Source organism: Agromyces litoreus, from assembly GCF_040496015.1.
In the GTDB taxonomy this organism is placed as follows: domain Bacteria; phylum Actinomycetota; class Actinomycetes; order Actinomycetales; family Microbacteriaceae; genus Agromyces; species Agromyces litoreus.
This window is the reverse complement of sequence record NZ_JBEPKA010000010.1, coordinates 103,983-125,003: the sequence shown is the minus strand read 5'-3', so window position 1 is coordinate 125,003 and position 21,021 is coordinate 103,983. Positions and strand designations below refer to the sequence as shown.

General features: G+C 72.8%; 16 protein-coding genes and 1 pseudogene. 8 read left to right on the top strand and 9 right to left on the bottom strand.

Annotation, left to right across the window (positions count from 1 at the left end; genetic code table 11):
• Nucleotides 1–36 precede the first annotated feature (36 nt).
• The 3 genes from ectB to ABME01_RS09570 form a co-directional block, all read right to left on the bottom strand.
• Nucleotides 37–1,326, bottom strand: coding sequence for a diaminobutyrate--2-oxoglutarate transaminase (ectB, locus tag ABME01_RS09580; RefSeq protein WP_353828172.1), 1,290 nt, complete (start codon nucleotides 1,324–1,326; stop codon nucleotides 37–39).
• Between the two features lie 114 nt (nucleotides 1,327–1,440).
• On the bottom strand, nucleotides 1,441–2,391 hold the full coding sequence (locus ABME01_RS09575) for a DUF1254 domain-containing protein (RefSeq protein ID WP_353828171.1): 951 nt from the start codon (nucleotides 2,389–2,391) through the stop codon (nucleotides 1,441–1,443).
• A 40-nt stretch (nucleotides 2,392–2,431) separates the two neighbouring features.
• On the bottom strand, nucleotides 2,432–3,028 hold the full coding sequence (locus tag ABME01_RS09570) for a TetR/AcrR family transcriptional regulator (RefSeq protein WP_353828170.1): 597 nt from the start codon (nucleotides 3,026–3,028) through the stop codon (nucleotides 2,432–2,434).
• Between the two features lie 136 nt (nucleotides 3,029–3,164).
• Here ABME01_RS09570 and ABME01_RS09565 point away from each other — a divergent pair, with 136 nt between their 5' ends.
• Nucleotides 3,165–5,738, top strand: a complete 2,574-nt coding sequence (locus ABME01_RS09565) for an MMPL family transporter (RefSeq protein WP_353828169.1) — start codon at nucleotides 3,165–3,167, stop codon at nucleotides 5,736–5,738.
• A gap of 97 nt (nucleotides 5,739–5,835) precedes the next feature.
• Here ABME01_RS09565 and ABME01_RS09560 read toward each other — a convergent pair whose 3' ends face one another.
• Both ABME01_RS09560 and ABME01_RS09555 read right to left on the bottom strand, forming a co-directional pair.
• Nucleotides 5,836–6,507: a hypothetical protein gene (locus tag ABME01_RS09560; RefSeq protein WP_353828168.1), complete on the bottom strand. Its 672-nt coding sequence runs from the start codon at nucleotides 6,505–6,507 to the stop codon at nucleotides 5,836–5,838.
• 150 nt (nucleotides 6,508–6,657) lie between these two features.
• Nucleotides 6,658–7,041, bottom strand: a complete 384-nt coding sequence (locus ABME01_RS09555) for a YciI family protein (RefSeq protein ID WP_353828167.1) — start codon at nucleotides 7,039–7,041, stop codon at nucleotides 6,658–6,660.
• A gap of 125 nt (nucleotides 7,042–7,166) precedes the next feature.
• Between ABME01_RS09555 and ABME01_RS09550 the strand changes: the two genes are divergently transcribed.
• The gene (locus ABME01_RS09550; protein ID WP_353828166.1) at nucleotides 7,167–7,622 is read left to right on the top strand and encodes a recombinase family protein; all 456 of its coding nucleotides are present in this window, start codon (nucleotides 7,167–7,169) and stop codon (nucleotides 7,620–7,622) included.
• The gene (gene trxA, locus ABME01_RS09545) at nucleotides 7,619–8,083 is read left to right on the top strand and encodes a thioredoxin (protein ID WP_353828165.1); all 465 of its coding nucleotides are present in this window, start codon (nucleotides 7,619–7,621) and stop codon (nucleotides 8,081–8,083) included. The genes ABME01_RS09550 and trxA overlap by 4 nt, the downstream gene beginning before the upstream one ends.
• Before the next feature lie 42 nt (nucleotides 8,084–8,125).
• Here the strand turns inward: trxA and ABME01_RS09540 are convergent, their stop codons facing one another.
• Together ABME01_RS09540 and ABME01_RS09535 are read right to left on the bottom strand one after the other, a co-directional pair.
• On the bottom strand, nucleotides 8,126–10,213 hold the full coding sequence (locus tag ABME01_RS09540) for a M28 family metallopeptidase (protein ID WP_353828164.1): 2,088 nt from the start codon (nucleotides 10,211–10,213) through the stop codon (nucleotides 8,126–8,128).
• A 75-nt stretch (nucleotides 10,214–10,288) separates the two neighbouring features.
• The gene (locus ABME01_RS09535; RefSeq protein WP_353828163.1) at nucleotides 10,289–13,162 is read right to left on the bottom strand and encodes a hypothetical protein; all 2,874 of its coding nucleotides are present in this window, start codon (nucleotides 13,160–13,162) and stop codon (nucleotides 10,289–10,291) included.
• A 330-nt stretch (nucleotides 13,163–13,492) separates the two neighbouring features.
• On the opposite strand from ABME01_RS09535, the gene ABME01_RS09530 reads away from it, so the two are divergent.
• The gene (locus ABME01_RS09530) at nucleotides 13,493–14,092 is read left to right on the top strand and encodes a TetR/AcrR family transcriptional regulator (RefSeq protein ID WP_353828162.1); all 600 of its coding nucleotides are present in this window, start codon (nucleotides 13,493–13,495) and stop codon (nucleotides 14,090–14,092) included.
• Entirely contained in the window at nucleotides 14,092–16,209 is a 2,118-nt protein-coding gene (locus ABME01_RS09525; RefSeq protein WP_353828161.1) for an alpha/beta hydrolase, read from the top strand. The genes ABME01_RS09530 and ABME01_RS09525 overlap by 1 nt, the downstream gene beginning before the upstream one ends.
• Before the next feature lie 7 nt (nucleotides 16,210–16,216).
• Here the strand turns inward: ABME01_RS09525 and ABME01_RS09520 are convergent, their stop codons facing one another.
• Entirely contained in the window at nucleotides 16,217–18,178 is a 1,962-nt protein-coding gene (locus ABME01_RS09520; protein ID WP_353828160.1) for an acyl-CoA dehydrogenase family protein, read from the bottom strand.
• Between the two features lie 285 nt (nucleotides 18,179–18,463).
• On the opposite strand from ABME01_RS09520, the pseudogene ABME01_RS09515 reads away from it, so the two are divergent.
• The 3 genes and pseudogenes from ABME01_RS09515 to ABME01_RS09505 all read left to right on the top strand — a co-directional run.
• Nucleotides 18,464–18,814, top strand: a pseudogene (locus ABME01_RS09515) (carboxymuconolactone decarboxylase family protein); the annotation flags it as partial.
• Nucleotides 18,815–18,824: 10 nt separating this feature from the next.
• A complete protein-coding gene (locus ABME01_RS09510) occupies nucleotides 18,825–19,583 on the top strand; it encodes a sigma-70 family RNA polymerase sigma factor (protein WP_353828159.1) in 759 nt (252 codons plus the stop codon).
• Nucleotides 19,580–20,209, top strand: coding sequence for a GyrI-like domain-containing protein (locus ABME01_RS09505; protein WP_353828158.1), 630 nt, complete (start codon nucleotides 19,580–19,582; stop codon nucleotides 20,207–20,209). The genes ABME01_RS09510 and ABME01_RS09505 overlap by 4 nt, the downstream gene beginning before the upstream one ends.
• Here ABME01_RS09505 and ABME01_RS09500 read toward each other — a convergent pair.
• A complete protein-coding gene (locus ABME01_RS09500) occupies nucleotides 20,196–20,960 on the bottom strand; it encodes a TetR/AcrR family transcriptional regulator (protein ID WP_353828157.1) in 765 nt (254 codons plus the stop codon). The genes ABME01_RS09505 and ABME01_RS09500 overlap by 14 nt on opposite strands.
• Nucleotides 20,961–21,021: the final 61 nt, after the last annotated feature.

Sequence of the window (21,021 nt, the reverse complement as noted above, 5' to 3'; positions counted from 1 at the left end):
ACGCGGAACCCGCGCCCGGCCCGACGTGAGCGCGCCTCAGCCCGCGAGCATCTCGGCGAGACTCTCGCGCACGATCGCGAGCCCGTGGCGCAGCTCGTCCTCGGTGATCGTGAGTGCCGGCAGGAACTTCAGGACCTCGTCGTGGGCGCCGGAGGTCTCGATGATGAGACCCCGGGCGAACGCGGCCTTCGAGATGCGGCCCGCGAGCGCGCGGTCGGCGTCGCACGCGATGCCGTACATGAGGCCGCGGCCGCGGACCACGAAGCCGAGCTCCGGGTACTCGTCCGCGATCCGCTCGAGCTCGGCGCGCAGCAGCGCCGACTTCGCGGCGACGCCCTCGGTGAAGGCGGAGTCGGCCCAGTACGTCTCGAGCGCGACGCGCGCGGAGACGAAGGCGAGGTTGTTGCCGCGGAAGGTGCCCGTGTGCGCGCCGGGCTTCCAGACATCCACCTCGGGGCGCAGCAGCACGAGCGACATGGGCAGGCCCGAGCCCGAGATCGACTTCGACACGGTCACGATGTCGGGGACGATGCCCGACTCCTCGAAGGCGAAGAACGCGCCGGTGCGGCCGACCCCGGCCTGGATCTCGTCGAGGACGAGCAGGATGCCGCGCTCGGCGGTGATCCGGCGCAGGCGCTGGAGCCACGCGGGGCTCGCGACGTTGATGCCGCCCTCGCCCTGCACGGCCTCCACGATCACCGCGGCGGGCAGGTCGAGGCCCGAGCCCGGGTCGTCGAGCATCTTCTCGAACAGGTCGAGCGTGTCGACGCCCGCGCCGAGGTAGCCGTCGAAGGGCAGGCGCGTGATGTCGCCGAGGGCGACGCCGGCCGCCTCGCGGTAGTGGCTGTTGCCGGTCGCGGCGAGCGAGCCGAGGCTGAGCCCGTGGAACGCGTTCGTGAACGCGACGACGTTCGAGCGGCCCGTGGCCTGGCGGGCGACCTTCAGGGCCGCTTCGACGGCGTTCGCGCCGGTCGGGCCCGTGAACTGCAGCTTGTGGTCGAGGCCGCGGGGGGCGAGCACGAGGCGCTCGAACGCCTCGATGAACGCGCGCTTGGCGCTGGTCGCCATGTCGAGGCCGTGGATGATGCCGTCGCGCTCGAGGTACTCGATGATCGCCCGGGTGAACGCGGGGTTGTTGTGCCCGTAGTTCAGGACGCCGGCGCCGGCGAAGAAGTCGAGGTACTCGCGGCCGTCGGCGTCGACGAGGGTCGAGCCCGAGGCCCGGTCGAAGACGGTCGGGAAGGCGCGGACGTATCCGCGGACCTCCGACTCGCGACGGTCGAAGACGTCGAGGGACGTCGTGTCCAGGGCAGCGGCACCGCTCATGGCAGGGATGCTCCTCTCGAAGGGCGTGTGGGGTGAGATGAGACTACGGCCTCGAACCGTGAGTCCCGTGCACGCGCCCTCCGACGGTGGGCTCGACGGTCGCAGCGCGGACGGTCAGGTGAGCACGCGGGTGATCCCGCGCCGGCGCAGGCCGTCGACGTAGTCCCTCGCCGAGCCCACGTCGAGCGGCCGGTACAGGCGCATCGCGTAGAAGAACGTCTGCCCCTCGGCGGTCTCGATGCGGTTGCCGCCGCCGACGCAGTTCGCATCGCCGAAGTAGACGCTGATCGTGCCGTCCCCGTTCCGGGTGAACTCCGGCGACGCGATGGCCGGGTGCACGACGTCGAGCCATCCGTTCTCGTCGTACTTGGCCACCGAGTAGAAGCCGTGGCGGTCGACGTCGACCGGCGGGACCTCGAACGTCCAGATGTCGCATCCGCTGCTCACGGCGGTGCCCTGGAAGTACTGTGCGTGCTGCGGCGGCAGGCCGCCCCATCCGAGACGCGTGCCCAGCAGGTGGTGGTCGCGGACGGTCGAGGCGGGGGTGCCGAAGGCGAGGCCGAGGTCGAGGTCGGCGGCGCGGCGCTCGAGTCGCGCGCCGACCGCGCGACGGCTCTCGTCGTCCCAGTTCGCCGGACGGTAGGGTTCGGCGGCGGACGCCGCGATGCCGAGCCGGTCCTGCAGCTCGTGCGCCCGGGTCGGGCCGTCCGCGAGGGCGGTGCGGGCCAGCACGAAGACGTGCGTGCCACTGGAGAGGTCGGCGTCGCGGATCGTCGCGGACTCGCCGGGCGAGAGGACCGCGACCGTGTAGTGCTGCTCGTCGATGACCTGCGCGACCTGGTACGTGTCGGACGGCGGGACCGACACGGTCGCCGGCTCGGTCACGTCGACGAGCGCGAACGAGTGCAGCAGGTCGACGTTCGAGCGGAGGGCGACCTGGTTCTCCCTCGTGACGGGCTCGCGCTCGTGATGCCACGCGTTGACCGGGGCGCGCGCGGCCTGCGCCGCGAAGTAGCGGGCGGTCTCGGCGCGGACGAAGTTCTTCGGCGTGACCCTCTTCGACATCGGCGTCGCCCCCCTCGGTGGCCGTCGGCTTCGGTCAGGTTCACCCTTGCAGGCGCGCGGGCCGGGCGCCACCCTCCGGCAGTTCCCACGCGCCGCCCGGGCCGAGCAGCACGCGCCACAGCCAGTCGGCCGCCGTCTCGACGGACGGCCGGGGGTCGCGGGCGAGCCAGGACTGGATCACGCCCAGCGCGGACCCGGCGATCCCCGCCGCGAGCACGTCGATGGGGAGGTCGTCGGAGACCCTGGTCCCCGACCGGGCCAGCCCGTCCACGACGACGGCCTCGATGCCGGCCCGCAGCCGCGAGACGACGACCGCGGATCCCTGCGGGCCGAGGACGCGTCGGTAGATCTCGGCGTTCTCGTCGAAGTGGGCGAGGTAGTCGTAGAGGGCGCGCGGCGGTTCGTCGAGCGGGGCGTCGAGTTCGGGGAGGTTCGCGCCGGCCCGCTCCGCGGCGGCGTCGAGCGCGTCGGCCAGCAGCGTCTCCTTGTCGGAGTAGTGCTGGTAGAAGCTGCTGCGGTTGACGCCGGCCCGAGCGACGAGGTCGGCGATCGTGACCGCCTCGAGCGGGCGCTCGCGCGCGAGCGCGAACAGCGCCTCCTGCAGGGCGCGTCGCGTGCGCTCGACCCGGACGTCCACGCGACGAGTCTGCCAGCCCGGCGGACCGGAACGGTGGATAACCGACGGATGTCGGAAATCCGACACTCGTCGGTTATCCTTGCTTCGGCCCGACGGCGTGCCGCACCCACCCACGCGACCCGAAAGGCGGCCCGGCATGGCCGAACTCCTCTACCGCCTCGGCAGGTTCGCCGCCAGGCGATCCTGGACCGTGATCGTCGGCTGGCTCGCCGTGCTCGCGCTCGCCGGCGGCGCCTTCGCCGCCTTCGGCGGCACGCTGACCACGAGCATGAGCATCCCGGGCACCGAGACCGAGCGCGTCACCGACCGGCTGACCGAGGAGCTCGACGGGCTGGCCGGCGCCACGGGCACCGTGGTGTTCCGGACCGACGACGCCGAGCCGTTCACCGACGCGCAGGAACAGCAGGTCGGCCGTCTCCTCGACGGGATCGCCGCACTCGACGGAGTCGAGGACGTCGTCGATCCCTTCGCCGCCGCAGCCGAGCGCGCCGACCGAGCGCAGGAGCTCACGGACGGTGCCGCGCAGCTCGACGGCGCCGAGGGCCGGATCGCAGACGGTGCCGCGCAGCTGGACGCCGGCGCCGCGCAGCTCGACGCCGGCCAGGCGCAGCTCGACGCGGCGGTCGCGCAAGCGCAGGCCGACGGCACCTACGTCGTCGCCGAGCCGCAGTTCGCCGCCCAGCAGGCCGAGCTCGACGCCAGCCGCGCGGAACTCGACGCGCGGCGCGCGGAGCTCGACGCCGCAGCCGCCGACCTGCCGGGCCAGCGGGAGCAGTTCGAGGACGCGCAGCGACTCGTCGACGCCGCGTCGGGCATCCGCACCGTCTCCGCCGACGGCGCCACCGCGACCGGTGCGGTCATGTTCGAGGACGACCTGTTCACGCTGCCCGACGAGGTGAAGGCCGCGGTCGCCGCCGAGCTCGACGGCGCCGGGATCGAGGGCGTGCGGATCGACTACTCGACCGAGATCGCCGCGAGCATCGACGGCCTCGTCGGCCCCGGCGAGATCGCGGGCGTGCTCCTGGCCCTCGTGGTGCTCATCGTCATGTTCCGGGCGCTGCTTCCGGCCGTCATGCCGGTCGTCTCGTCGATCGTCGGCGTCGGCGTCGGCGTGGCCGGGTCGCTCGCCCTCTCGGGCGTGGTGGACATGTCGTCGGTGACGCCGGTCCTGGGCGTGATGCTGGGCCTCGCGGTGGGCATCGACTACGCGCTGTTCATCATGAACCGGCATCGGCGCCAGGTGCTCGCGGGCATGGACCTCCGCGAGTCGATCGCGCTCGCCAACGGCACCTCGGGCAACGCCGTCGTGTTCGCCGGCTCGACGGTCCTCGTCGCGCTGCTCGCGCTGAACGTCACCGGCATCCCGTTCCTCGGCGTCATGGGCACCGTCGGCGCCGCGTGCGTGCTCGTCGCCGTGCTGCTGGCCGTCTCGTTCACGCCCGCCGTGCTCGGCCTCATCGGGATCAGGATCGTGAACCGGCGGGCGCGCGCGGCGATCGGCCACGAGGCGCACGCGCGTCCCGAGCTCACGCCCATGCGCACCGGCCGTGCGCTCCTGCGAGCCGGCCTCGCGATCGTCGCCCTGCTGATCGTGGCGATCCCGGCGCTGTCGATGCGACTCGGCCTTCCCGACGGCTCGTCCGAGGCGACGGACTCGACGCAGTACCGCGCCTACACGGCCGTGGCCGACGCGTTCGGCGCCGGCCAGAACGGGCCGCTCCTCGTCACGTTCGACCTGCCGGACGCGGTCGACGAGGCGGACGTCGTCGGCGTCCAGGCCGACCTCGCGGAGCGGCTGCTCGAGGAGCCCGACATCGTGGGCGTGGCCCCCGTGGGCGTCTCGGACGACGGCGACTTCCTCGCCTTCCAGGTCGTGCCGGTCGACGGCCCGTCGAGCGAATCGACGGAGCAGCTCGTGCACGACCTCCGCGACCGCTCACCGCTCGCGGGCGAGGTCGCGGGCCTGGACGGCGAGGTCGAGCTCGGCGTGGCCGGGCAGGCCAGCGGCGACATCGACATCTCGGAGAAGCTCGCGGGCGTCCTTCCGGTCTACCTGGCGCTCGTGGTGGGGCTCTCGCTGGTCATCCTGGTCCTGGTGTTCCGGTCGATCCTGGTGCCGCTCGTCGCGACGGCCGGGTTCGTGCTCTCGCTGTTCGCCGCGTTCGGCGCCGTCGTCGCCATCTTCCAGTGGGGATGGCTGGGGCCCGTCTTCGGGGTGCACGACCCCGGCCCCGTGCTGAACTTCGCGCCGATCATCGTGATGGGCGTGCTGTTCGGGCTCGCGATGGACTACCAGCTCTACCTCGTCTCGGGCATGCGGGAGGCGTACGTGCACGGCGCGCCCGCGCGCACGGCCGTCGTCGCCGGCATGCGGAACGGGCGTGCGGTCGTGACCGCGGCTGCCATCATCATGACCGCGGTGTTCGGCGGGTTCGTCTTCTCGCACCTGACGATGGTCCGCCCGCTCGGGTTCGGCCTCGCGATCGGCGTGCTCTTCGACGCCTTCATCGTCCGCATGCTCCTGACGCCCGCGATCATGCACCTGCTCGGGCGTTCCGCCTGGTGGCTGCCGACGTGGCTCGACCGCATCCTCCCCGACGTCGACGTGGAGGGCGCCGCGCTCGAGCGGAGCCATCCGGTGCACGGCGTGCACGAGGCGGCGTCGCCGGCCGAGACCGAGCCGGACCGGGCGCCCGCCGAGGCGCGCTGAGCCGCGCTGGGCCCGGTGCGACGACGCGGATGCCGCGGGGATCCCCCTCCCCGCGGCATCCGCCGTCGATGGACCGCGCGATCGCGGCGCCCCGGCGTCAGTTCGCGATGCCGCCGCAGAGCACCGGCACGGTCGCCTCGAGCGGGATGCCCGCGCCGAGCGACGACGACCGGCTCGAGAACGGGTCGGCGTCGTTGAACGCGTACATGCCGTTGCCGTCGAAGTCGATGCCGTGCACGACCACCTGCACCGTGCCCGCGTCGGCGTAGCCGGCGGCGTCGGTGAACGTGCGCTGGAAGGACAGGTAGCCGTTCGCGTCGGACATGGCGAAGCGGTCGAGCGCGAGCGCGCTCGACGGCGACGTGTCGCCGACCGAGGTCAGCGAGGTCAGGATGCCGCCGTAGAACGGCGCACCGTCGAGCACCGTGACGACGCCGTCGTCACCGGCGGCCGCGGGCGTCGGGCAGCCCAGGTCGGTCGCGTCGCCCGGCACGCCGTGCAGGTGCATCGCGTGCGGCAGGTTCGGCGAGAGCCCCCACGCCTCGACCGTGACCTGCAGCTTGCCGTTCGGCAGCGCCTTGACGCGGGTCGCGCCCGAGGCCCGGCTGTCGGGCACCGACGCGGGCTGGACCGCGTCGAGCGCGTACGAGTAGCTCGCGACCTTGGCGGATGGGTTGTCGTCGTGCCCCGCGAAGGCGGCGCTCGCGCCGCCGAACGCCAGCGCGATGCTCGCGGTGGTCGCGGCGATGATCCGGGTTGCGTTCCTCATGTCGTCCTCCTCGATGACGTGGGCGTCGGGTCCGCGCCCGCGGCGACGTGTCGTCGCCGTCGTGGTGGGGTTCGGAGCGGGAGGCGGATCGGATGGGACATCGGATTCCGGGCCGTCGTCACGACGTCCGAGGGGCGGCGCGCGGCCGGTTCAGGCCTCCGGCATCTCCCGCCGGTCGCCCACGGGCCGCCCCGCCCGCGGGAACGCGAGCGTGCCCGCCGCGACCCACCACTCCGTGACGTCGTAGGCGAGCCGCCCCGCGACGACCGACGGGTCCGCCTCGGTCAGCCGTACGGCCTCCGCGAGGTCGCACGCGAAGATCGACATCCCGCGCTGGGTCGGGTCGCTCTGCCGGTCGAACGGGCCGTTCGCCACCAGGACGCCGTCGCGGCGCAGCTCGGCGCGGTAGGCGAGGTGCCGGGCCTGCAGGTCGTCGAGCTCGTCGTCCGGGAGCGCAGGCGCGTCGGCCGGTCGTCGCAGCACGACGAGCGTGTACACGTCGAACTCGGCCGGGATGTCGGGATTGCGCGCCATCCGTCGCAGGCTACGCCCGGCCGCGGGGGAGGGGAAGGGCCTGGTCGGGAGCCGGACGTGCGGCACCGGCCAGCGTCGGCGAGAATGGAGACGACGTGGGACCGAGCCGACCGAGGGTGATCGACATGGCTGAGCAGCAGATGGATGCGACGACGGATGCCGCCGGCGGCATGCATTCGCCGGGACACCACGCGATCGGCTGCCCGGAGTGCTTCGAGGAGCTGCAGCAGAACCACGACTGGTGGAAGGCGCGACCCGAGGGCTCGCGACTCGTGGGCCTCGTCGTCGCCCGCGACGACATGCCGTCGATCGTCGAGCAGCGCGGCGACCTCGCCCGGTTCGGCGTCGACATCCTCGACTTCAAGCACCCGATGCCCGACATGCCCGAGTCATGGGAGCAGCGCCTCGGCCGCCTGTTCGCGACCCTTCGCTCGGGCGACGTGCTCGTCGTCGCGAACGAGCGCGCGCTCGGGCGCTCGGCCGAGGAGGTCGCACGCACGCTGCGTGCGCTCCGACGGCACGACCTCGTCGTGAAGGTGCTCAGCCGCGGCGCTCCGCACCTGGAGGATGCGCGGGCGTGACGCAGGCGCAGGCTCGACCCTCGGGCTCGGCCGGACGGCCGGGCACGGTCGTCGCCTGCCCGGCGTGCGGCACTCGCAACCGCACCCCCTTCACCGGCCGGGGGCGCGTGCGATGCTCGAACTGCCACGCCGACCTGCCCTGGCTCGTCGAGGCCGACGACCTGAGCTTCGACGACGCCGTCGCGAGCCGGATGCTCGTGCTGGTCGACGTCTGGGCGGTGTGGTGCGGCCCCTGCCGTGCGATCGCGCCGGTCGTCGAGCAGCTCTCGCGCGAACTCGCCGGGCGACTCAAGGTCGTCAAGGTCGACGCGGACCGTTCCCCGGTCGTGTCGAGCCGGCACCGGGTGACCGCGATCCCGACGCTGCTCCTGTATCGCGACGGCGCGGAGGTCTCGCGGCAGGTCGGGGCGGTGCCCGCCGCACAGCTGCGGTCCTGGGTCGAGTCGGCGCTGCCGGCCTGACCGACCGCGCCGCGGCGCGGCGCGGTCCGTCGGGCCCGCAGGTCACGCCGCCAGCCGGATGACCGCGCGCGCGACCGCGCACACGATGTCGCGCGAGTACGCGGTGTCGGTGACCTGGTCGGTCGTGCGGTGGTAGTTCGGATTCGGGTCGGCGGCCGGCTCGGTCGGCAGGTTCGCGAAGAAGTCCTCGCTGACCAGCACCGCTCCCCAGCCCTGCTGGTGGAAGGCCGCGTGGTCCGACCGGTTGATGGCGCCATCCGTCGCGGTCCGGTCCGAGGATCCGGACTGGCTCGTGCCGCGGTAGACCTGCGCCGGGGCGAGGGTGCCGTAGCTCGCGGCGGCGTCGGCGACCTCCGTGGCGATCGGCAGCCCCAGGTCGCGCACGGCCGGGTCGGTGTAGCCGGCGTGCACCTCGAAGATCCGGTTCGCGTCGGAGTTCCAGCCCATCATGTCGGTGCAGATCACTGCCTCGATCGGCGCGCCCATGGCCTTCAGCTGGCCGGCGTACGCCTTCGATCCCACCAGTCCCTGCTCCTCCGAGTTGAAGAAGCAGAAGCGCACGGTGTGCGTGAGGCGGCCGGCGAACCGGGTGAAGTACCTCGCGAGCGACAGCACGGCGGCGAGCCCCGACGCGTTGTCGTCTCGACCGGGCGCGGCGTCGGCATACGGGTCGTAGCCGGGCGAGGAGCCCGCGGTCGAGTCGAGGTGCGCGCCCACGATGACCAGGCGCGCGCCCCAGCCCGGCGTCGGGCAGCGCAGGCGCCACCACGGGTACCAGGGCCGGAGGCCGATGACGCGTTCGAGTTCGGCGCGCAGCTCGGCATCCGACATCCGCGTCAGCAGGCCCGCGTCGGCGTCGCTCGGGAACGCGATCCGCGCGAGCTCGGCGAGCTCATCGGATGGCGCGCCGCCGAGCGGCCGAGGCGGCGGGTCGGCGAGGATCCTGCGGATGCGCCGCTCGATCTCGGGGCGGATGCGCAGCAGGCCCGTCCCCGGCAGGTCGGCGATGATGTTCGAGCGGGTCGCCGAACCGTGCACGTAGTCGTGCCGGAACGCGCAGTAGCCCATCGCCCGCAGGTCGGCGAGCAACTGCGACTGCACCCGCGCGTTGTCGGGGTGCGCGACGTGCCGCGAGACGATCGGTCCCGCCGCGTCGAGTGGCGCCACGCCCGTGTAGCGGTCGAGGTCGGCGCCGTAGTGCGCCGTCACGTCGCCGCAGCGCGGCCGGGTCCAGCGGATCAGTCGGCGCAGCACCGGGTCGATGCGCACGGGTTCGAAGATCTCCGACGGCAGCCGCTCGGGGTCGGCCTCGAGCACGGGCTCCCCGCTCGATGGCGGCCGGAGCAGGCCCGGGTCCGGGGCGAGGAACTCGGTGTGGCCGTGCCGTCCGTGCACCTGCAGGGACTCGACGTCCTCGTCGGGCGCCAGCGCGACGAGGACCTGGCCCGATTCGGCGTAGAGCACGCGGTGGGGGTCGACGGCGGCGCGGGCGCCGCCGTCGCCCTCGGGCCGCAGCCACACCAGGTCGTGGGTCGAGGCGTCGTACTCCAGCGGTCGGACCGCGAGGCCGAGCTCGGCGGCCTCGCCCAGCCGGTCGTCGGTGAACAGGCCGATCACGGCCCAGTCCGAGCCGCCGGGAGTCGGCTGCACGTGCATCGGCACGACGTCGCCGCGGGCAGTGAGGCGCTCGAGGCCCGCGCGCGCGCCAGAGACGCGCGCGGGGCGCGGCTCCGCGCCGCGGGCGAGCAGCGGCAGGAGCGCGGGGTGCGCGACGGGCATGAGGCCGGCCGTCGCCGCCTCGCCGCGGAGGGCGCGGTCGGCACTGACGAGCGCGGTCCTCCCTGCGGCCGCGTGGCCGGCCGCACGGAGGGCACCGCGGGCGACGCCGTGGCGCAGCGGACGGATCGGCACGATCGGCAGGCCGCGGAGGGTGCGCGGGAGGGCGTCGTCGACGCCGGCGGCGCGGGAAACGGGTACGGCGAGGGTCAGCTCGACCCCGTCGGCCGCGGCCCTGGAGAGGGCGTCCTCGGCCGGGGCGGTGAGGTCGAGCCCGACGAGTCGGCCGTCGGTGTCGCGCAGCGTGCCGGCCGTGTGGTCGAGCACGACGATGGCGCGGGTGATGGGCTGCATGATCTGCTCCTGACGAGACGAGACGCGACGAGGGTCGCGGGCGGCGGAGCCGTCGGCCCCGCCGCCCGCGAGCGATCAGTCCTCGTCCTCCTCGAGGTCGAACTCCATCCGGACCGTGCGGATCCGGCGGTTGCCGGTCGCGCCGCCCGAGCCGAGCAGGTCGAGGACCTCGTCGATGGTGGTGCGGTCCGCCGCCGCGGCGTCCTCATCGGCGTCGAACCGGTCGCCGTCGTCCACCGCCCCGCGCGGCCATGACGGCTTCTGCGGGCGGTGCGGCGTGTCTGGCCGACCGGGCTTCTCCGGCTTCGGGAACGGGCGCTGACCGGGGTCCGCGTCGAACGACAGGCGGTAGCTCATGCCGCCGACCAGGTCGTCGTCGAGGAAGATCGGCACGGCGATCTCGTGGTCGCCCTTCGCGATCGCGCGCTTGACGGCAGCCGGGTCGAGGTGTCGACCGGGGCGGATCGAGAGCACGACCTCGCGCCGCTCTCGCGGCCCGAGCTCGAACTTCGGGCCGTCGTCGGAGCGGACCTCGAGCTCCCATCCGAGCTCGCGCATGAACCGCGGCAGCTCGACCTCCACTCGCGCCGTGACGACGCGGCGGAACGGGTTGCGCACCCAGATCACGTGCTTGTGCAGCAGCTTCATGAGACCGCGGACGCTCGGGTGCACCGGGCTGACGTTGCGCTGACCGATGTTGTTGTCGAACGGCACGAGCCGGTGCTCCGGGATCGGCCCGGTGATCGTCGTGTCGTTGCCCGGGTCGCCCGCAGCGTGCGCGACGGCGAGGAGGCACTCGTGTCCGACCTGCGTCGGCACGAAGGCGAACGGTCCGACGACGGTGCTGCCGCCGGACGGGATCGAGGCTCCGGGGAGCGTCGCCGTCGTCATCGGCGTCCAGTCGCCCGGGAAGGTCAGGCCCGCCCCGGGGAGGGCGTGGTACGCGTCCACCCGGACCTCGTCCGCCGTGTGCGTGCCGCGGTTCTTGACCCGCACGTACATGTAGTTCGTCGCGCCCACGATCGGCTGCTCGTGCGTCGTGCCGCCGTCGGCGGAGCGACGCACCCACATGTCCTGGCACGACCAGTGGTTGGCCTGGTACTGGTACTCACCGGCGCGGCCGTCGTCGATGTAGACGTCCACGTCGGGCGGCAGGCCCTCGGTGCTGACGGTGTTCGGCTGCCCCGGCGCGGCGCCGGGCTGGAAGAGCCCCTGCTTCTCGAACGCCCACCGGGCGACCTTGTGCAGCGCGCCGCCGGCGATGCCCTTGAACGTCGGCGTCGTCCGGTCGGCGGTCTCGAGCTGGCCCTCGAACACCTCCGGGAACGGCGTCATCGCGGTCATCTGCCCGATGGCCTTGAACACGAGGAACGCCGTGGTCTCGGCGGCGCGGCGTCGCGTGACGACGTTGCCGGCATCGCCGCCGATGGCGCGGTAGATGCGGAACAGCGTGGTCGAGAGCACCTGCTCTCCGCCGTACTGGGTGTTCCAGTTCGGACCGAACCATGCCCACCCCGAGGCGATGCTGCGGTCGTGGCGCCGATCGAGCCCGGGAAGCCCCGCGTGGACCCACGGGAAGGTGTCGAACCGGTCGGCTGACTGCGAATCCGGGTCGTTGAGGATGGCGGCCAGCCCGTCGCCCGCGGAGTGCGCGAACCCGAAGTTCGGGCTCGAGACGTGGTCCCACAGCAGGCCGTGTCCGAACTCGTGCCACGCGACGCGGTTGGAGGTCGCGATGCCGACGGGCTGCCCGGGCATCATCCGGCCGAACCGGAGCTCGAGGAGTCCGGTGCCGGTCGCGTTGCCGGGTGCCTGCGCGTTGATCGCGTCGCCGAGCGCGCGGTGGTCGACGGGGACCGGGAAGGTCGTGCCGCCGAAGTAGGAGCCCACGTTGAACCCGAAGTCCTGCATCGTCCGGAAGAGCCGATCGCAGTTGTAGTACGCGCAGGTCGCGGCGAACTCGTCGCTCCGGACGGCGAAGCCGAACTGGCCGGTCGACATCGCGATCGTGGGCGGCGCGGCGGCCGGCGACTGGGTGTCGGCCACGCGGACGAAGTTCCCCGTGAGCGGCTGGGGCGTCGCGGGCGCGATGCCGGCCATCGCGTGCGACGTGCGGAACGGGTTCAGCTGCGCGTCGCTCGCGGCCGCGGTGATCGCCGTGCCGTTCTGCGTCTGCGGGTCCTGATGGAAGACGAGCCCGGTCGCGGCGGCCACGAGCGGGCGCAGGTACAGGACGTCGCCGCTCTCGGGCTCCACGAGCGCGCGCCAGTTCACGGGGGCCTGTCCCGATTCGAGCGAGGCGCGGAACAGGATCTCGTCGACGACGTAGTGCTGGCCCTTCGCGAGGCCGTCGATCGTCGTGGGCTTCAGGTGCGGGATCTCCAGGCCGGGTCCGCCGATGCAGGCGCCCTCCTCGTGCTCCTCGCGTTCGTCGGGCTCGTACCGGTAGACGACCTGGCGCTCGATTCGGGCGTCGGCGAGGTTCGGCAGGTCGAACCCGAGGTGCTTGCGCAGCGCGGGCTTGGTCACCTTGCGCGTCTCGCCCGCGGGCTGGAGCGCCTCGGGATTCTCGATCTCGACCGAGCCGTGGGCCGAGGACTGCGTGGACTCGAGCTCCATCGTGCGACCGTCGATCTGGAATCCGACGGTCGCGCCGAAGACCTCGAGGCCCATGGCGGTCTGGCGGTACACCACGACCGGATTCCCGGCGATCTCGCGTTCGGTCGCGAACTCGAGCGCCGGGGCGCGGCCCGCGGTGCCGCGCGGCGCCTCGTCGGTGTCGACGAGGCGCGCGTCGGCGAGCCCGATCTCCTCCGGCATCGTGCGGAGGTAGTAGTCGGCGACCTGCTGCGCCGTGGCGTTCGGTACGAGGGCTCGAGCCCCCGGTGCGCTCGGTCGCTGGACGAACACCACTTCGCCGTACTCGTTGCGGACGACTGAGTCTGCCATCTTCCCTGTCCTCTCCTGCGAGGTCGTTGTATCGGTGAGGTCGGAGCCAGGGGCGGCGCATCGGTGGATCAGGGTCCGCCGACGGTTCCGTCGATGCTCCGGTCGGCGCGCGGCCCGTGCCCGGCGCCGGTGCGGGCGTCGGGTGGAATCGCGGTTCGGCGCCCACCGTCCTCCGGTCGGCGTGCGGCGTCATCAGGGCCGGCCCGGGTCCGGTGTCCGGGCCACCACCTCCGGGGGATCCCGGCCGGATGCTTGACGGGGCGCCGTCCGCGGAGTACCTTCGATCGTGAAATCGGTCGATCGACCGAACGAAACAAGGGAGAGGCAATCGTGCCGACCACCACCACCGTCGCCAGCATCCTCGACGCCACGCGCCGCCTGGTCGTCGAGCACGGGTACGCCGCCCTGTCCACGCGCAAGGTCGCCGACCTCGCGGGCGTGCCGCTCTCGCAGATCCACTACCACTTCGGGTCGAAGGAGCTGCTCGTGCTGAGCATGCTCGACGCCGAGAACGCGCAGCTGCTCGAGCGGCAGGGCGCGATGTACGCGGAGGACGAGCCGCTGTCGCAGCAGTGGGCCACCGCGTGCGACTACCTCGACGACGACCTCGCGTCCGGATACGTCCGCGTGCTGCTCGAGATGATGGCCGCCGGCCTGTCGAACGAGCTCATCGGCGAGCGCGTCCACGACATCATCCACGGCTGGTCCGAGGTGCTCACGACCGCCGCACGCCGGCACGCCGACCAGGGCTTCTCGTTCGGACCGCTCAGCATCGACCAGGTGGTGGCCCTGACGTCGGCCGCCTTCATCGGCGCCGAGCTCCTGATCCTCTCGGGCCACGAGGACGAACTCCCGCTGCGCGAGTCGCTGCGCGCGATCGGCACCCTCATCGAGGCCGGCGAGCGGGCGATGGAGAAGGCGGTCGCCTGATGGAGGCCGCGGTCCCCACGGCGGAGGGCGACCTCGAGCGCGCCGGTGCGACCATCCACTACGCGGCCTACGGCGAGGCCGGGCCGACGATCCTCCTCCTCCCGACCTGGGAGCTCGTGCACGAGCGCGCGTGGAAGATGCAGCTGCCCTACCTCGCTCGCCACTTCCGCGTGCTGAGCTACGACGCCGTCGGGGCGGGGCGATCCTCCCGCCCGCTCGATCCTGCGCGGTACAGCTTCGGCCACCGTGTCGCCGATGCCATCGCCGTGCTCGATGCGACCGGGACGGAGTCGGCCGTCATCGTCGGCTTCTCGATGGGCGGCGAGATCGCGATCAACGTCGCGGCGATGCATCCCGACCGGGTCCGCGGCATGGTCTCGATCGCGGGCCACCACCCCTGGATCGTGCCGCTGCCGGAACGGGACCCCGCTGCGCGGTACCACCCCGAGACGAACCCGGTGCCCGAGGGCTGGGCGAAGTTCGACTTCGACTACTGGCAGCGCGACTGGCCCGACTTCGTCGAGTTCTTCATGTCACGCGTCGCCTCCGACCCGCACTCCACGAAGGCGTGGGACGACCTCGTGGAGTGGGGCCTCGACCAGCAGCCCGACGTCCTGGCCTGGTCGATCACCGACGACTACGACGCGCTCACGGTCGACGAGCTCCGGCAACGGCTCGAGACGCTCGAGATCCCGATGCTGCTCATCCACGGCACGGAGGATCGGATCACCTCGTTCGGGTCGTCGCAGGTGATGCAGCAGATCGTCCCCGGCGCCGAGCTGCTCGCGATCGAGCACGCCGGCCACGCGCCGCAGGTCCGCTACCCGGTGCGCGTGAACCACGCGATCCGCGCCTTCGCCGATCGCATCTTCGGCACGAGGCGACCCGAGGAGACGTGGTGGGTCGGGCCGGGCCGCGAGAAGAAGGTGCTCTACCTCTCGTCGCCGATCGGGCTGGGCCACGCCCGGCGCGACCTCGCGATCGCGCAGGAGCTGCGCGCGCTGCACCCCGAGGCCCGCATCGACTGGCTCGCGCAGGACCCGGTGACCCGGGTGCTGGACGTCGCGGGCGAGCGCCTGCACCCGGCATCCGCCGCGCTCGCGAGCGAGTCGTCGCACATCGAGCACGAGAGCGGCGACCACCACCTCGCGGTGTTCCAGTCGATCCGCAACATGGACGAGATCCTGCTCCACAACTTCATGGTGTTCGACGAGGTCGCCGCCTCGGGCGAGTACGACCTCGTCATCGCCGACGAGGCGTGGGACGTCGATCACTTCCTGTTCGAGAACCCGAACCTCAAGCGCGGCGCGCTCGCCTGGATGACCGACTTCGTCGGCTACCTCCCGATCGAGTCCCGGGGTCCGCGCGAGGCCGAGGTCGCCGCCGACTACAACCGCGAGATGATCGAGCACGTCGAGCGCTACGGCCGGATCCGCGACGCGGCGGTGTTCGTCGGATCGGCCGACGACATCGTGCCGCACACGTTCGGGCCCGGGCTCCCGAGGATCCGCGACTGGACTGAGGCGCACTTCGACTTCTCGGGCTACATCACCGGATTCGACCCCGCCGCGCTCGGCGAGCGGGCCGAGCTGCGCGAGCGCCTCGGGTACCGGCCCGACGAGCGCGTGGTCATCGCCGCGGTCGGCGGGTCCGGGGTCGGGGTCTCGCTGCTGCGTCGCATCGTCGAGGCCGCCGAGGCGGCGCACCGGGCCATCCCGGGCATGCGGATGATCGTCGTCACCGGGCCGCGCATCGATCCCGCGAGCCTGCCGCAGGTGCCCGGGGTGGAGTACCGGGCCTACGTGCCGAACCTGCACGAGCACCTCACGGCGTGCGACCTCGCGATCGTGCAGGGCGGGCTCACGACCACGATGGAGCTCACCGCCGCGAAGGTGCCGTTCATCTACGTGCCCCTGCAGGAGCACTTCGAGCAGCGCTTCCACGTGCGCGCCCGCCTCGACCGCTACGGCGCCGGACGGTTCATGGAGTACGCCGACCTGTCGCCCGAGGCGCTCGCCGCGGCCATGGCCGAGGAGATCGACCGTCCGGTGTCGTACCGCGACGTCGAGACGGATGGCGCGGCGCGCGCCGCGGCGATGATCGCGCGGTTGCTCTGAGGTCGGGCTAGCCCTCCTTCGTCGACGGGATGACGCTGCGGTGCACGTCCTCCGTCGCGTCCGACGGGATGCCCTCGGCGATCCACGGGCCGGTGCCCTCGCTGGGGTCGAGGATGCCCTCCTCGAGCCAGGCGTAGTCGCCGTCGAGGACGTGGGCGGCGAGGCGCTCGTCCGCGGCATCCGTGTTGTGCCACAGCTCGTCGAGCATCCGCTCGGTGCGGTGGCGGGACTGCTCGGCGAACGTGTCCGCGAGCTGGTACGCGGACTTGCCGTGCTCCGGGGTGTCGGCCTCGATCATGGCAGCCCGGACGCAGGCGGCCGACACGGCGAACAGCTCGGCGCCGATGTCGACGACGCGGGCGAGGAAGCCCTGCTTGCGCTCGAGGCCGCCCTGCCAGCGGGCCATCCCGTAGAAGGTCGCCCGCGCGAGCTTGCGACTCGTGCGCTCGACGTACCGCAGGTGCGTCGCGAGGGCGCCGAACTCGTCGTACGAGGTCGGGAAGTCGCCGGCGCCGGCCACGAGCTGCGGCAGCCACTTGGCGTAGAAGCCGCCGGCCGACGCGGCGGCCTTGAGCCGCTGGGCGAGGTCGAGGTGGGGCTCGATCAGGTCGCCCGCCGCGGTGAGGTGCGCATCGACGGCCTCGCGTGCGATGAGGAGGTGCATGATCTCGGTGGAGCCCTCGAAGATGCGGTTGATGCGCAGGTCGCGCAGCAGCTGCTCGGCGCCGACGGCGCGCTCGCCGCGGGCGCGGAGGGATGCGGCGGACTCGAATCCGCGACCGCCGCGGATCTGCACGAGCTCGTCGGCGATGCGCCATCCCATCTCGGAGGCCCACAGCTTCGCGAGCGCGGCCTCGATGCGGATGTCCTTGCGGTCCTCGTCGGCGAGCATGCCCGACAGGTCGACGACGGCCTCGAGCGCGAACGTCGTCGCCGCGATGAACGCGACCTTGTGCGCGACGGCCGCGTGCTCGCCGACCGGGTGGCCCCACTGCACGCGCGCCTTCGACCACTCGCGCGCGATCTTCAGGCTCCACTTGCCGGCACCGGCGCAGATCGCGGGGATGGCGAGCCGCCCGGCGTTCAGCGTCGTGAGCGCGATCTTCAGGCCCTCGCCCTCGCGGCCGACCAGGTTCTCGGCCGGGACGCGCACGCCCGAGAGGGACGTCAGCCCGTTCTCGATGCCGTGCAACCCCATGAAGGCGTTCCGCCGGTGCACCGTGATGCCCGGCGCGTCGGCCTCGACGATGAACGCGCTGATGCCGCCGCGGTGCCCGTCCGACTTCGGGACGCGCGCCATGACGACGAGCAGTTCGGCGACGACGCCGTTCGTGGTCCAGAGCTTCGTGCCGTCGAGCACGTACTCGCTGCCGTCCTCGGACGGCACGGCGGTGGCCTGCAGCCGCGCCGGGTCGGAGCCCACCTCGGGCTCGGTGAGCAGGAAGGCGCTGATCGCGCCGGCCGCGCAGCGCGGCAGCCACCGGCGCTTCTGCTCCTCGGTGCCCGCGAGCATGAGCGGTTCGGGCACGCCGACCGACTGGTGCGCGGAGAGCAGGGCCCCGATGCTCGCGTTGACGGAGCCGATCATCGTCAGGGCGTGGTTGTAGTAGATCTGGCCGAGGCCGAGTCCGCCGTATTCGACGGGGATCTTCATGCCGAACGCGCCGAGGGCGGCGAGTCCCTGGAAGACGTCGTCGGGGATGCGCGACTCGCGTTCGATGCGCGCCACGTCGACCGTGGCGAGGAACGCCTCGAGGTCGGCGAGGAACGCCTCGCCGCGCTCGCGCCGCTCGGCGTCGGGTCTCGGGTGCGGATGGATGAGGGACAGGTCGAACTGTCCGAGGTAGAGGCCCTTGGCGAAGCTGGGCCTGCGCCACTCCTGCTCGCGGGCGGCCTCGGCGACGGCGCGGGATTCCTGCTCGTCGACCTGTGAGACGGGGGATACGGCGGACTCTCGGGTGGTGCTCACGCGAACCTCCTCGTTCTGCCTCCAACGTACGCTCGGGCGTCGGGCCGGGCCAGCCCTTGACCGGCCCGTCGGGTGGCGGACCGGCCCGTCGGGTGGCGGACCGGCCCGTCGGGTGGCGCGGCGGCGGAGGTCGTGGATGTCACGCCCCGGCAGCGGTCGGTGTCTCCATGTCAGGACCCGTTCCGAGACCTGGAGGAGAGATGACCACCACCACCACCACGACCCGAGTGCCCGCCGCCGAGCTCACCGGCCCGGCCGGCCTCGTCGTCAGGACGGCGGCGAAGCTTCTGCCTCGACTTCCACTGCTTCCTGGCCCACGACCGCGGACTCGACGAGGCGACGGCGCGCGAGGTGCCGCGCTGGCGCGACTCATCCGCCTTCACGCCGCTCGAACGGCGCGTGATGGAGTACGCCGAGGCGATGTGCGCGACGCCCGTCGCCGTGACCGACGAGCTGTCGGACGCCCTGCTCGCCGAACTCGGACCGGCCGCGATGGTCGAGCTGAGCGCGAAGGTCGGGCTGATGAACGCGACCGCGCGCGGCAACATCGCACTCGGCATCCGGTCGGAGCACTTCGCGGATGCCTGCGGGCTCGCGCCGCTCGCCGAGCGGGCCGCCGTCGCGGGTGCCGCGTAGGGTGGCGCGCATGGGCACGCAGGAGGGCGCCGTCGCCGACCCGTTCGTCGCGCACCGGGGCCTGCTGTTCACCGTCGCCTACGAGCTGCTCGGGTCGGCGGCCGACGCCGAGGACGTGCTCCAGGAGTCGTGGCTCCGGTGGTCCGATGTCGAGTGCGCCGAGGTGCGGGACCCGCGCGCGTACCTCGTCCGGATCGTGACCCGCCAGTCGCTGAACCACCTGCGCACCCTGTCGCGTCGGCGCGAGGACTACGTGGGCGAGTGGCTGCCCGAGCCGCTGCTCACGAGCCGGGACGTGGCGGATGACGTCGAGCTCGCCGAGTCGCTGTCGATCGCGACGCTCACGGTGCTGGAGACGCTCGGCCCGGCCGAGCGCGCGGTGTTCGTGCTCCGGGAGGTGTTCGACCTGCCGTACGACGAGATCGCGGACGCCGCGGACAAGACCCCGGCGCTCATGGACGTGCTCGCGCCCGATGTCGTCGCGATCGCCGACGGCGGCGGCAAGGTGCGCGGCGCGGCCCGTCGCCCGGTCGTCGGCGCGGAGAAGATCGCGGCCTACCTGGCGGGCGGGCTCCGGAGGTACGACCTCCGGCCCGTCGCCGCGCGCACGCTCGTCAACGGGGCGCCCGCCATGCGCATCGAGGTCGCCGGTGCGCTCGCCGCGGTGGTGAGCCTCACCATCGAGGACGGCCGCGTCACCCGGATCTACTCGGTGGCGAACCCCGACAAGCTCGAGCGGCTCGACGCCGAGGCGGAGCTGGCACGATGACCGGGCCGGTCGCGAAGTACGACGTCAAGCGCGCCCACCCCGAGCTGTACGCGCCGTCGGCGACGGAGTTCGTGCTGGTGGACGTGCCCCCGATGCGGTTCCTCGCCATCGACGGCGAGGGGGACCCGAACACCGCCCCCGCCTACCGTGAGGCGGTGGAGGCGCTGTTCGGGGTCGCCTACGCGGCGAAGTTCGCGAGCAAGCGCGTGCTGGGGCGGGATTTCGTCGTCGCGCCCCTGGAGGGCCTCTGGTGGGCCGACGACCCCTCGGCCTTCACGACCGGCGATCGCGGGGCGTGGCGGTGGACGCTGCTGATCCACCAGCCCGACTGGATCGACCGTGCGGCGATCGACGCGGCGGTCTCGGCCGCCCGCGCGAAGGGCGGCGGACCGGCGCTCGAGCGCCTCCGCCTCGACGTCGTCGACGAAGGGCGGTCGGCGCAGATCCTGCACGTGGGGCCCTACGCCGCCGAGGCGCCGACCCTCGCGCGACTGCACCACGAGTGGATGCCCGAGCACGGGCTGACGTTCGACGGGCCGCACCACGAGGTGTACCTGAGCGACGCCCGGCGCACGGCGCCGGAGAAGCTCCGCACGGTGCTCCGACAGCCCGTCAGGTCCGCGTAGTCGCGCCGGGGGCGCGCCGGCCTGGTCGGGGCGGGCCCGCGGCGGCCTCCGCGGCGCGCCGTCGTTCGATGCCCTCGAGCAGCAGGTCGAGGCCGAATTCGAACTCGGTCTGGTCGTCGCACCAGCCGAGCGTGGAATCCGGGTCGACGTGCGCGACCTCCGCGAGCATGTCGGCGAGGTGGGGCGCGAACGACCGCATCTGGTCGAGCTGGCCGGGCGGCGGCGCCTCGCCGTCGTCGGAGAGTTCCTGCACGTACCCGTAGATGCGGTTGCCGATGGCGTGCAGCGAGTGGTGGATGAGGTCGTGCGACATCCCCGCGTCGCGCATGACGCCGACGATGCCGTCGACGTGGCGCACCATCGCGGGGGAGAACGACTTCCGCCGGTCGATGATCACGGGTGCCCACGGATGCCGCAGCAGCACCCGGCGCGCACCGAGGATGCGTTCGCGCACGGATGCGGCCCAGCCCGCGGCATCCGTTCCCCCCGACCCGGTGGAGGCGGCGTCGGCCGTCTCGGCTCCCACCTCGGTGAAGGTCAGTTCGACGACGCCGTCGAGGATCGCGTCCTTGTTGGGCAGGTGGTAGTAGATCGACATCGCCTCGACGCCGAGGTCGTCGGCGAGGGCGCGCATCGTGAGCCCGTCGAGACCCTCGCGGTCGGCCAGGTCGGACGCCGCTTCGAGCACGCGATCGCGGGTGAGCGGCGTACGCGGCGTGGTGGTCCGCGGTTCGGCCGGCGTCGTCCCCATCTGGTCACCTTACAACGCGAGATTTCACCCCGGAGGTCTGGACGCGGGCGCGTCCGAGGCG